Origin of the sequence: Emticicia oligotrophica DSM 17448, assembly GCF_000263195.1 — a bacterium.
GTDB lineage: Bacteria > Bacteroidota > Bacteroidia > Cytophagales > Spirosomataceae > Emticicia > Emticicia oligotrophica.
This window is the reverse complement of sequence record NC_018748.1, coordinates 3549078-3563583: the sequence shown is the minus strand read 5'-3', so window position 1 is coordinate 3563583 and position 14506 is coordinate 3549078. Positions and strand designations below refer to the sequence as shown.

Annotated in this window: 3 protein-coding genes; 1 reads left to right on the top strand and 2 read right to left on the bottom strand. The window is 35.7% G+C overall.

The genetic code is table 11. The features are described 5' to 3' along the window. The first annotated feature begins 109 nt into the window (after window positions 1-109). Entirely contained in the window at window positions 110-1597 is a 1488-nt protein-coding gene (locus EMTOL_RS14715) for a glycine--tRNA ligase (RefSeq protein ID WP_015030101.1), read from the top strand. Window positions 1598-1646: 49 nt separating this feature from the next. Here the strand turns inward: EMTOL_RS14715 and EMTOL_RS14710 are convergent, their stop codons facing one another. Together EMTOL_RS14710 and EMTOL_RS14705 are read right to left on the bottom strand one after the other, a co-directional pair. Next, entirely contained in the window at window positions 1647-1865 is a 219-nt protein-coding gene (locus tag EMTOL_RS14710) for a hypothetical protein (RefSeq protein ID WP_015030100.1), read from the bottom strand. A 33-nt stretch (window positions 1866-1898) separates the two neighbouring features. Then, window positions 1899-14468, bottom strand: a complete 12570-nt coding sequence (locus tag EMTOL_RS14705) for a T9SS type A sorting domain-containing protein (protein ID WP_015030099.1) — start codon at window positions 14466-14468, stop codon at window positions 1899-1901. Between the last annotated feature and the right edge of the window lie 38 nt (window positions 14469-14506).

Here is a 14506-nt window from a genome sequence, read left to right as displayed (position 1 = left end):
AGCAGCAAAAATTGTTTGTTGGCAAAATTTACTTCATAGGCAAAGTATTTGCAAGGTTTTCGTTAATTTTGTGAAAATATTTTCGATTCTAATAGTTAAATAAATTATAATGAGTAAACCAGCAGTAGCAAATAGTCTACAAGATATCATCAGCCATGCCAAAGAATATGGCTTTGTCTTTCCTTCATCTGAAATTTATGATGGTCTTCAAGCCGTTTATGACTACGGTCAGAATGGTGTTGAACTAAAAAATAACTTGAAAGCAGCATGGTGGAAAGCCATGACTCAATTGCACGATAATATCGTTGGTATTGATGCAGCAATCTTCATGCACCCCCTTACTTGGAAAGCTTCGGGGCACGTAGATGGTTTCAACGACCCAATGATTGATAACAAAGACAGTAAAAAGCGTTATCGTGCTGACCAACTTTTGGAAGGAAAAGCTGAGGAACTTGAAAAAGCTGGCGAAACTGAAAAAGCAAAAGTTCTTTTAGCCGAAATGGGTCGTTTACTTGGAGCTGAGGATTTAGCAGGAGTACGTGATTTAATTATTTCGGAAGGAATTAAATGTCCGATTTCTGGCACTTCTAACTGGACAGACGTTCGTCAATTTAACTTGATGTTCTCAACGCAAGTTGGTTCGGTGGCAGAAGAATCGAGCTTGATTTACTTACGCCCAGAAACAGCACAAGGTATTTTTGTAAACTTCTTGAATGTACAAAAAACTGGTCGCATGAAAGTGCCATTTGGTATTGCTCAAATCGGTAAGGCTTTCCGTAATGAAATTGTGGCTCGTCAGTTTACTTTCCGTATGCGTGAATTCGAACAAATGGAAATGCAATTTTTCGTACGCCCTGGAACAGAAATGGAATGGTATAAGGCATGGAAAGAAACACGTTTGAAATTCCACAAGGCGGTTGGTTTACCAACTGAGAGATTAAAATACCATGACCACGAAAAATTGGCTCACTATGCCAATGCGGCAGTTGATATTGAGTATGAATTCCCATTTGGTTTCCGTGAAATTGAGGGAATTCACTCACGTACTGATTTCGACTTACGCAATCACCAAGAACTTTCGAAAAAGAAACAACAATATTTTGATGCAGATTTAGACGAAAATGGTAAACCTTATGGTAATTATATTCCATACGTTGTAGAAACTTCGGTTGGAGCTGACCGTCTATTCTTAGCTACTTTCTGTGAGGCGTTTACGAAAGAAACTGTTGGGGATGGTGAAAATGAAAAAGAACGTGTATATCTAAAATTACACCCTGCATTGGCTCCAATCAAAGCAGCAGTATTACCATTAGTAAAGAAAGATGGTTTAGCTGAAAAAGCTGAAGCAATTGCCAACTCTTTGAAATCTTCATTCCGTACGGTTTATGATGAAGGCGGTGCCATTGGAAAACGTTATACTCGCCAAGATTTAATTGGTACACCATTTTGTATTGCTGTTGATTACCAAACAATGGAAGATGAAACCGTAACGATTCGTCACCGTGACTCTATGGAACAAGAACGTGTACACATCAGCGAATTGAAAGAGAAAATTGGTTATGCCGTTTCTATGGAAAGAATTTTAGAAGTGATTTAATCGTTTTTTCCAAATAGAAAGCCCCATTGCTTGTGCAATGGGGCTTTTTTTAGTTCAAATCATCACTTTGAGCAGCATCATAAACCGATTTTATGGCGGCCATTTCTTTGATAATAAACGTTTGAAGTTGTTCATTAAAATCAACTTTATCTTCTTCCGAAAGGCTAGCGTATAAATCTTTGAGTTCTTGATTAATGGCTAATTTTTCTTCTTCAGAAGCAGCATTCATTCCTCTAATATGATATGATTTTAGATTAAAGTCTTTCATTAAATATTCATTTTTTAATACAAAGATAATGTCTCAAGGATTAATCACTACTTTTTGAATGCACTTTTTGCCATTTTCTCCTATCACAACTAAGAAATGAATACCTTGACTGAGATTTACATCAGGATGAATTTTAATTATTCCAGTTTCTTCTTTATTTAATGAATAAGAAAGTTTTTGACCAAGCATATCGAATAAATTGATTTGCTTTTCTTTGATATTCCTTAAATACAAACTCACTTCATTTCCTTGAATTGATGGATTTGGGAAAACCGTACAAACAGAGGTAGTATCGGTAAATTTAACTTCGATTGCATCAAGATATTTCTTTGTTCCATCTTTGTCAATGTACACTAATCTATAACAGCTTTTACCTGCTAGTGGCTGTAAATCAATACTTTCGTACGAACTACCAATTCCATTTGCTTTTATTTCTGCAATTTTTACAAAGTTTTTACAATCATCACTTCTCTCAAGTACATATTTTTCAGCTTTTACTTCAAATTTACTTTTCCAATTTAGAGCAACCGTTTGATTTTCTGTTTCTTTTCCTGCAAATGATATTTCAGTATAATCATTGGCGGTGGCTCCATTTTCAGAAAATTCATTCACTTCGAACTCTAAAAAGAAGAAATCTTCCATGATTTGATTACCCAGCACATTCTTATAAATCACATAACTATCCCCTTCTTTAAAATTATCATTATTTTCAAAACCACAATCTTCCCGAATACCATCGTAATGCACAATATTGAAATCATTGATGCTTAAATCGAGTAAATTTGTTGCCATTTTATACTCATCTAACTCTTCGTTTAGGTAATATATTCTTAAAGAAACTGGTTTTTTGAATTGTTTGAGCAACGAACTTTGAAAATCAAGATAACGTGACATTAATTTTGTGCCTTTTTCTGTTGTTGGAATAGCCATTGCTCCACGGCCATAATGGCGAATAGAAGCCGTGACCTTCCCTAAATTTTGTCCATTAGGATTAACTGACGCATATAAACGTCCAGCCGAATCATATAAATCAAACCATTTGTTCCCCTTGACACTATCTGCTGCTATTTGCAAACAATTATTGTTATCATTTATCAAAGTAGCTATGCAAGGTTGAATCGTAACTTTCAATGGAATTCTTTCACTTTCACAACCATCTGTATTTTTTGAAGCGGCGAAATAAATGCTTTCACCATCAAGTTTTGTATTTGGAATTGGCTTCTGCTTTAATGGCTCTTGTCCATTTGCTGAAGCATACCAAACTATTTGATTTTCATCTGAAGTCTTTGCCAAAAGTGCTTCACTTGGTGCATTTCGGCAAAAAATTGTATCATTTACTTTTGGAATTTGAGGTATAGATGCGATTTTTATTTCAAATGATTTTCGTTCACTTTCACAACCAAATTCACTTAATTGACTAACTACATAGGTCGCTGTTCCATGTTTACTCACATCAATTTTTGGAGGAATTGTTTCTGAAGTAGAATCTGTCATTGATTCGTACCACCGTAATTGATGTGTAGCTTTAACCATTTTTGTAATATCAAAATTCGAGTTTTGACAAATAACTTGATTGCTTACTTGTGGAATCTCAGGTCTTGGTTTAGATTCAATTTTGATATCTACAGTTCGAACACAAGTTGAGTTTCTATCAACCATAAATGAAATTCTACCTCGATAGTTACCAGTTTCTGTAATTTCCGCGAAACCATTTACGGTGGTTGGAATATCTAAATAAGTATTACCTGATTTCTTTTGCCATTGATACGAAACAATTTTTCCTGTAAATAATAAGCCTTCAAATGATAACTTACTTGGTTTTCCATCACAAAGGCTCATTGTAGGTAATGCTCCCAGAATTTGATTTACTTGTAATATTGCTTCTTCTGAGATTACAGCACTTTTTTCATTTTTTATAATACAACGATACCTTGTTTGGTCGGGGTTCTCAAAGCTTCCAACATTGGCAATTTTCAAAGAGCTACTTGTTTCATTATTCAAATCAGAAAATTCACTTTCGTTGACTTTCTTTCTTTGCCATTGATAAGTAAAAGCACTTGGAGCTGATGCAGAAACACTAAATGTAACAGCATTTCCATTACAATCTACCTGCGAAATAGGTTGTTTAGTAAATTTTAAAGTAGGAATGATAGTTGCAGTAATGGGAATTCGAGGGCCAACACAACTATGCATTGAAACTTGAGCCACATACCTCGTATAAGTACCTGCTGTTGAAAATGTTGGAGCCGTAGTAGTAAAAGTTGAAGTGTTTGGTGAACTATACCAACGTAAAACCTGATTTTCAACTGGGTTTCCTTCTGCTGAAAAAGTCAATACTTCTCCCTCATTGATACTCATCGGCGTGGTATTTTTTGGAGCTGGTGGTAACTCCCCTACTGAAACTGTAATTGACGCTCTGGGGCCTTCACAACCTTCATCTGTCCGGTCAGCAACATAATACTTAAATTCTCCAGCAATGCTTGTACCAGGAATTGGTGCGATTTTTGAGCCAATTCCTCCAAATTCTTGGCTATACCAAACCAAATTTTGTACTGAACTATTCACTTTTAACTTACTTGCCGAGGAGTTTTGACAATAAAAAACGTTAGTTACAGCGGGTGCTGGTGGAAATCCACTTACAATTAACTTTCCAGCATCAGTTGGCTCAATACATTCAAAACCATTAGTATTAAATTTCACTAAACAACGATAATAAACTCCCTGTACTTCCGTTGCATTTGTAAACTTTAAAATATTACTCGTGCTACCCAAAATTCCATTTCCCTCTACTAGATTTGTCCAAGTTCCATTCGTACTTGATCGTGTTTGCCATTGGTAACTCAACACATTACCCGTAATTGAAAAATAGTTTTGTAGATTAAATTCGTTAGTTCCACCAATACAGATACCTAAATTCGGTAAAGAGCCTGTAATTGAATTAACGGTGAGTGTAGAAACTTCAGAGGTAATGGTTTGTCCTCCACTACTAATTATACACCTATACTGCGTTTGATTGGGATTATTATTATCTCCTACGTTTGAGACAACCATAGTTTTAGAAAACCAACCTTTTATTCCATTGCCTTCGGCCACTAAGTTTACAAAATCAGGTTCATTTGGTCTTTTTCTTTGCCATTGATAGGTAATATTGGCATTAACTCCTGCTGTAGTTACATCTAAATAAACAGAATTTCCTTTGCAATCAACTTGACTCGTTGGCTGTTTAGAAATGTGAAAATAATCTAAAATCTTAGCAGTAATTGGAAGCCTTATACTTTCACAACCAGTAATTAGGTTTGTTTGTGAAACCCAATAATTATAAGTGCCTATTGAAGTGAATGTTGGGGCAATAGTTGAAGAATTTCCTCCAGTAGCCTTATTATACCAAATTAAAGAAGCATTACTTATCGTTGTTTTTGCGGAAAACACTAAGGTTTCTGGAACTGTAACATCGTTAGTAAGACTTTCGGGTAAAGGTGTTTGATTGACCTTAACCAAGAAAGGTTCTGAGGAAACATCGTAGTTACATCCTAATAGCTTACAATTAAGTGAATAAAATGTATTTTCTATTGGAGAAACTATGATAGTTTTTGTGGTTTGCCCATTCGACCATAAAATTTCTCCATCACAATTATTTGCGGTAAGGGTTGTACTTTTTCCTAAACATACAGAATCTACCCCAGAAATAAACGGATTAGAAGCAACTAAAACTGTAAGTTTGGCTCCATTAGAGTCATTTTCAGTTGTATAACGTATACAAGTAGAAGTACCCGCCGTAAATGTTATTTTACAACGATAATATTGCTCGTCAGCGTTAGTAGCACCACTGATGAAAAAAGTAGAAGAATTTGCTCCTGCAATGTCGTTCCATGTGCCTGAGGTACTCAATCGTTTTTGCCATTGGAAGTTTTTAATTGTACCAGAAAACGTAACTTTTGATAAATCGAAAGTGACACTTGTACCACTACAAACTTGCTGGTCATCAATAATTCCTGAAATAGAATTAACGGTTAGTACCGCAATATTTGAAACAATACTACAAGAATTATTACTTAAAATTACTCTGTATTCACTTAGATGAGGGCCATTGGAGCCTCCAATGTTTCCCACTGCTAATGTATTTGTATTGGCCCCTAAAATATCCCTAAAATCCTCATTTGGAAGTTTCTTTTGCCATTGATAATCACTAACATTGGAAGCCGAAACTGATAATGTAACTGAATTTCCATTACAATCTGCTTCGTTTTTTGGTTGCACAGAAATGACTGGATATTCAATAACGGTTACTAAAACTTGATTACTTGATTCGCTTCTGCAAATGCCATCAAGACAAGTAGCAGTGTAACTCGTAGATTGTTGTGGACTAACACTAATCAACGTTCCAATCTGTCCATCACTCCAACTTACAATACCTACACAGTTAGTAGCTGTAAGTGTGGTTGTTTGGCCTTTACAAATATTTATTAAATTACTGTTTATAATTGGAACTGACACAGTGCCTTTAGATGACATTGTTACTATCGAAGCTAAACTCTCTTCACTTTTACAATTATTTTGCGTACAATTTGCAGAAAAAATACCTGATTCTGAAACAGTTAAGGCAGTACCAGTTTGTCCATTATTCCAAGTAACCAAACCATTACACCCAGTTGCAGTAATTATTGTTGACTGGTTTGAGCACAATGTAACAGCATTTGGTGAAATAACTGGAATCACTGGCATTGGATTTATCGTTACCTTAACCACTGATGATGTTGATTGATTACAACTTCCCGAACCTGTACCCGAGCACGCATATTGTACTCGGTAATACTTAACAATTGAACTTGATGAGGTATTTGGCAATGATATACTATAACCAAGACCTCCTACTTGCTCATTTACATAAGTACCTGAAAGCGTAGATGATGATTGCCACGTAGCCACACATGTTCCCGAACCCCCTAGTGTGGTTGCTGTTAAGTTAATCGTTTCTCCAGAACAAATTACTCGTTCACTTGCATCTATTAGGGTAATCTGTGGGTCGGGTACTATCTTGATTTCATGAATATTTGTTGAATAAATTTCTTCTAAACATCCATCTACCACTTTTCTTCTGTAATAGGTCGTACTACTCAAGGTTGGTGGGTCATAAGTTACTGAACTTGCACCAATAACATCTGTAAACACCTGATTATCAAGCGAAGATTGCCATTGATACGTATATGGACTCTTGCCACCACTTGCCAAACTAACACTCGAAATCACGCCTGCGTTGTACCCCGAACAGTTCAATGTAATTGATGAAGGTTCGATACTTCCTCCAGTTAATGCTGGTAATACTTTTACACTAAAACTCTGTATAGCACTACAGCCTGTTGAACTTGACTTTAATGTCAATGTAAAATTAAAAGTACCTGTTTGTCCATTCGGAATAGTCACAGAAATTGGTGACACCTTCAAGTTTGCATCAATAATAGAAACAAATCCTGGCATCGTTGATGTTAAACTATATTGGTCTGGACTTCCTAAGGTCAATGAATACGGTACTTCAAAATTCATCGCTGAGTGACAAATATCTGGAACTTCTCCTACACTAAAACTTATACTCGGTGAGACTGTTACTGTTATTCCTAAACTATTCTCACTTTCACAGCCATCAAACACGCATCTAGCATAATATGTACTAGTTGTACTTGGACTAACTATGATACTTGTGCCACTTAATGCATTACTCCATATTACTTCCCCTTCACAACCACTAGCAGTCAAGGCTGTCGATTGACCCATACAAATCATGCTTGTGCCAACTACTATTGGCACAGGTAATGTCTTAACATTTACTACTATCTCATTGCTTTCTATACTTGTTCCGCAATCGTTCACACATACAGCTTTGTAAGATCCTTCTGATACACTAATACTTGTTCCTGTCATTCCATTTGTCCAAACAATTGTACCATTACAAGCACTTGAGGTTAGTGTTGTACTTTGTCCCTTACAAATTGTTCCAACCCCATTCACTTCTGGTACAACTGGCATTGGATTTATCGTTACCTTAACCACTGATGATGTTGATTGATTACAACTTCCCGAACCTGTACCCGAGCACGCATATTGTACTCGGTAATACTTAACAATTGAACTTGATGAGGTATTTGTCAATGTTGTACTATAACCAAGACCTCCTACTTGCTCATTTACATAAGTACCTGAAAGCGTAGATGATGATTGCCACGTAGCCACACATGTTCCCGAACCTCCTAGTGTGGTTGCTGTTAAGTTAATCGTTTCTCCAGAACAAATTACTCGTTCACTTGCATCTATTAGGGTAATCTGTGGGTCGGGTACTATCTTGATTTCATGAATATTTGTTGAATAACTTTCTTCTAAACATCCATCTACCACTTTTCTTCTGTAATAGGTCGTACTACTCAAGGCTGGTGGGTCATAAGTTACTGAACTTGCACCAATAACATCTATAAACACCTGATTATCAAGCGAAGATTGCCATTGATACGTGTATGGACTCTTGCCACCACTTGCCAAACTAACACTCGAAATCACGCCTGCGTTGTACCCCGAACAATTCAATGTAATTGATGAAGGTTCGATACTTCCTCCAGTTAATGGGGGAAGGATTTTTACACCGAAATTCTGACTTGTGCTACATCCTGTAATTGAGTCTTCTACCTTTATAGTAAAGGTATGGGTTCCTGTTTTACCACTAGGAATCATTACACTTAATGGTGAATTGACCAAATTACTCTCCAAAACTGATTGAAAATCAGGCATAGTTGAAATTAAGCTATATCTATCTGCATTATTTAAAGAGTAGGCAAGTTCAAAAGAAGAAGCTCCATTACATATATCATTCACTGAATTTACATTTATTATAGGAAGAGGGTTTTCAGAAATCGTAAATATTTCGGAAGATAGACTCATACATGAATTTTCAGTACAAGTTGCTGAATAAGTACCAACTGAAGCCTGTAATTCACTTCCAATAGCACCTGTACTCCAAGTAATTTCTCCAATACAGCCACTCACACTCAAAAGTGCTGAACTTCCCTTACATACACTTAATTTTCCTGTTATCTTTGGGGTACTGGGAATGGAATTTATACTAACTATTTTTATTGGTGAAAACGAACTTTCACAATTATTTGCCAAACACTTTGCACTGTAAGTACCTTCTATTGAGACAGTTAATACACTTCCTGTATTGCCATTATTCCATACTATTGAACCAGTACAACCAGTTGCCGTTAATGTAGTTGTACTCCCAGCACACATACTTAAGTTACCACTAATAACTGGAATCGAAGGAATTGGATTTACGACAATAGTTTGTGAAGTCGAAATTGCACTTAAACAATTATTTTGCATACAAGTCGCATGATACGTACCTGAAATTCGTACTAAAATTGCGGTTCCAGTAGAACCATTAGACCAAATTACATTTCCTGCACAATTATTTACACTCAGCTCAACAAATGCTCCTTCGCAAATAATATTATCGGTATCATTTGAGCTAATAATTGGGGTTGGAGGTGTTGGACTAATAATAATTGTATGAATATTTGAGGCATTACTTACACATGTGTTTTGAATGCAAGTGGCACTATAAGAGCCTGCTGTTGAAACACTCAGCACACTCCCCGTTGAACCTTGATTCCAAGTAACCACGCCATTACAGCCAGTAGCAACTAAATTTGTTGTATTACCAGTACAAAGAAAGCTTTCTCCCAAAATTATTGGCTCCGAAGGAACAGCAAAGGTTGTAACTTTTACTAGTGATGAAATAGATTGATTACAACTACTTGAACCAGTACCAGTACAACTGTATTTTACTCTATAATAAGTAACTAAAGGATTGGATGAAAAATTAGTGCTAATCTTTGAAAATGTTAATCCACCAGTTTGCTCGGTTATAAATGTACCTGTCTGTGTACTTGAACTTTCCCAAGTAGCAGAACAAGTACCAGAACCACCAATCGTAGTTGCTTCTAATGAAATACTACTACCCGAACATATATTGATATCACTCGAACTTGTTAAGGTTATTTGTGGGTCTGGCACAATTTGTATTTTATGAACATTCGAAGAATACATATCTACTCCACATGCATCTGTAACCTTTCTACGGTAAAAAGTGGTTGATGTTAAGGCTGGTGGATTGAAAGTTGTTGAAGTTTCACCAATAATATCATTAAAACCGCTACCATCACTAGAAAATTGCCATTGATAAGTGTAAGGGCTTTTTCCTCCGATAGCTAAACTTACGCTTGAAATTACGCCAGCATTATATCCCGAACAATTTACACTACTTGAGCTTCCTTCTATACTTCCACCATTCAATACAGGCAAAACTAACACATTAAAATCCTGCGAGCTAATACAATTTGTTATTGAATTTTTAACACTGATTGTAAATGCATTACTCCCTACTATTCCCGTTGGAATATTTACTAAAATTGGAGAAGTAGGTAAATCAGCATCTACAACCGAATTAAAACCTAGCATTGTAGAAGTAAGGATGAATTTATCTGGTGAATTGCCAATGGTTGAATAGGGCAAACTAAATGTATTTGCATTATTACAAATACTTGGGATACTTCCCAAAGTAATACTTGGCAAAGCATTTACCAAAATAGTTTGTGTGGTAGATGGCTCACTCATGCATCCATTTTCTACACAAACCGCACTAAAAGTACCCGATGTAGTAATATTGATGAAAGAGCCAGTAAAACCATTTGACCATACTACCTGCCCCCCACAATTACTTACATTTAATTGTACACTAGAGCCAGCACATATCACATTATCCACATCATTTGAAACTACCGTAGGAACAGATGGTTTTGGATTTACAACTATTGACAATGTATTAGACAAAACACTCGTGCAAGCATTTTGCACACAAACTGCACTATAAGTACCTGAGGATGAAACACTAACAGTATTACTTGTATCTCCATTTGACCAAACAATTTGGCCATTACACCCACTTGCCGATAAAACAGTTGAATTGCCTGCACAAATGTTTGTGTTTCCTGAAATTAAAGGAGGCGTTGGAGATGGATTAATAACTATATTCAAGGTTGAAATTAAACTTTCACAAGAATTATTTAGAGAGCATTTGAACTCATAATTCAAGGTGGTCAAAAGGGCATAATTTGTAGGGTTAATATTAATACTACTACCTAAAGTCCATAAGCCACCATTCAATCTAAAATAGCTATTTCCAGTATTACAAGATGCCGATAAACTAAAACTTGACTCGGTATTGCAAAACGATGATTTATTTGCAGAATTAATTAAAACTGGTGCATTGGGGGTCTCGTTTACTTTAATATTAACCTCTGATCTCGCTGTTTGACAAACTAGATTTGCAGTAATTTGCTGCTCACGTGCCACAAAGTAAGAAATAGAATTAGTCAAAATTGGTGTATTATAACTAGTACCAGTAGCGATCTGTACTAAAGTTGATGCATCAGTAAACCATTTATAAGTTCCCGAAGGCGTCGGATTATTTAGTACCAATATTTTTGAACCGCTTGCACAAATATCAGGCGTATTGCCTAAAATACTCGGAATATCACTCCAGCCATATTTATTTACTGTCATATTTGCCGTCGAAGAACAGTAACCTGAGGTAATAGCTAACCTGTAAGGTTCTGAATTATTGGTTTGAATTAAACCATTAATATCAAAAGTTTGATTGGTTGCTCCTACTATTAAACCATCATTATTATGCCATTGATAATTAAAATTGCCATCGCCCCCCAAAGGATTGGCCACAAGTGTAGTTGAAGTATTCAACACACCAGTTGAACAGAATGTGTTATTCCCAGTAATCGTCGCCGAAAGAATTGGCGTAATAATTACATCAATTTTAGCTCGTAAACTCTCACAGTTATTCCCATCTTTTTGGCTAACAAAATAACTTGTTGTACCTGCAGTATTTGTTGAAGGAATGGAAGCGTTGTTGCTTGAGATACCTCCTACTGAATTAATACCATACCAAACCAAACTATTACTCCCGATTGAATTTGCAACTAATGCGATAGCAGTAGAATTTTGACAATATCCAATGGGTGAATTTACACTTGGAGCTGACGGTAAATCATTGATATTAACAATAATGCTAACTTTCTCACTCTCACAACCAGCTGGTAAAGAGCTTTTCTGACTTACCTTAAATACTTGACTACCAACCACTGAGGTATTGGGCACCGGTGCTGCTGGCAAAATATTGTCATTTTCATCATACCAAACTAATGTATTAGTTCCCGAAGGAATTGCGGTAAGAGCAGTTACGGTGGCATTTTTACATAAACTTACAACTGTTGAAGTAATTGGAGAAGCTGGAATCTCATTAATAATGACATCTATAGCTGCTCTTGGACCTTCACAATTATTTGAATTTTTCTGACTAACATAAAAAGTATTTAAACCAACAACATTCGAATTAGGTACTGGAGCATTCATCGAAGAAGTCCCGCCTGAAGAATTATTTCCATACCATAAAAGCGTATTTGAACCTACTGCCGTAGCCATTAAGGCATTCGTGGGAATATTTTGGCAATAATTAATTGGCGAACTTACTATAGGAACACTTGGCGTTGCGTTAATTTTTAAAGCGAAATTTTGAGAATTTGAAATACACCCAGTTGAAGTGTTCTTTACGGAAAGTAGAAATTGATAAGTATCAGCACTTGAGTTCGCTGGAATAGGTACAATTATTGGCGATGTATTAAGTGTAGCATTATTAATCGTAGTAAAACCACTCAAAGCAGGATTCCCTGTCGAAATACTGTATTGATCAGGTGAATTTTCGATTGAATTATAAGGAAGACTGAAACTATTAGCCGAATTACATATATCCGCAATGCTACCCAACAATATGGATGGAATGGGGTTAATAGTAACGGTTATTGATGTACGTGGACTTTCACAGGTCGTTAAAGAATTATAAACACTCAAGTAATAAGTATAAGTACCAACAGCTAAAGAAGTAGTTGTATAACTAGCTCCAATACCTAAAATATTTTGAGAAGTATTACTATCATACCATCTAAATATTTCATTTGTACTTAAACTTGAGGAGGCACTGAGTATAACCGTACCCTCTCCACATCTACTTACATTGTTTGCTGTAGGTGTGGCTGGTAATGCCTTTACAGTAATACTTTTTTCTTTAGTTGTACTACAAGTTCCGATCGTTGTAATACCTGTAATATTTGTACTTTTTGACTGAAATATTCCCTGAATCCCCCAATTATTATCAGAAGTTGAAGTAATAGTAGTTGAATAACTGGCATTGTTAGCACCATTGATACTGCCAGTAGAAATATTATTCTTAAACCATTGATAAGATTGTAATCGGGCAGCCCCTGTAGCAATATTTGCTGTAAAAGTTATTGGTTCACCTACACATAATGGGCTTTTCGTGACACTTACAGTATTGAACTCGTTGACAAATAGGGTAACTGTATTGGTTATATTAGTACAAAAAGGAGCATTTAAACTAGTAATTTTACAACGATAAAGCGTTCCATCTAAATTATTTGCTGAACCTACCTGTGCAATTCTTAAATAGTTGGTTGATGCATCTGAAACATCATTTGCATCAACACCCGTCAAATCTATAAAATCAGCATCCGTTGGTCTTTTTCTCTGCCATTGATAGGAAACATTTGAAGCCCCAACAAAAAACCTGACGACATTTTGATAACAATCAATAGCGTCTACGGGCTGAATATTTATTGAAGGTTGTTGAGGGCTAAGTGTAATTTCGTTTGTTGAAATTTGGTTCAAACCACCACAATTAGTTAGTAAACATCTGACTTTTTTTGTTGTAATTAGATTATTAAAAGTAATTGATGTGGTTCCTCCTGCTAAACTTAAAGCACCTGTATTTCCAGAAATATTTACCCAATTTCCAGATGAAATTTCCTCTTGCCAATAATAAGTATCAGCTCCAGTTGCTGTAGTACTCAAACTAACATTACTTCCCACACAAAAAGTGCTCGGGTTAGTTGGTTGAGCAGTAATTGAAATAGGATTACTAATGGTAAATGAAGCCTTATAGTTTGCTCCACCTAAATTCATATAATGAGTTCCGCTACCTCCATTGTAATTAAAATCAGCTGTCGAATAAACCTCAATACTATAAGAACCATCTGCCAAACCTTGAAGTACATTTGTAGTACCACTTGTACCTGTCCATTGTTGGTCACCTGGGTTTGTTAAGTTTCTATCAAATGATAAATTAATTGAATACCAAGTTGCAGTGTTGGGGTCAGTTCCAATTTTAAATATACGATAATGCAAATAGCCATTCAAAATATTATCAGTGCCATTCTTGTAAGTTTTATTTTGTCCACCCTTTATTATAAGTGAACTTGTGCAAGAAAAGGTTCCAAAGGAAAATCCATGAAAATCAGGATTTGCGGTAGAAGCATTTAAGTCATAATAATTTACAGAACCCCCATTGGCCTGTACGATAACATACGATTCGAAAATACCGCTTGTTGCAAAAGTTGTAGAAGTGTAAAACAAGAAAATTAAACACAAAAAAATACACTTCTTTACTAAAAATAGTAAATAGTTATTCATAAAAAGGTTAAAGTATAGTTAGCAAAAATTGTTTTTTA

Coding starts and splice junctions, on each gene's coding strand:
- EMTOL_RS14705 (WP_015030099.1), bottom strand. CDS start 14,468: ATGAATAACTATTTACTATTTTTAGTAAAGAAGTGTATTTTTTTGTGT.
- EMTOL_RS14715 (WP_015030101.1), top strand. CDS start 110: ATGAGTAAACCAGCAGTAGCAAATAGTCTACAAGATATCATCAGCCAT.
- EMTOL_RS14710 (WP_015030100.1), bottom strand. CDS start 1,865: ATGAAAGACTTTAATCTAAAATCATATCATATTAGAGGAATGAATGCT.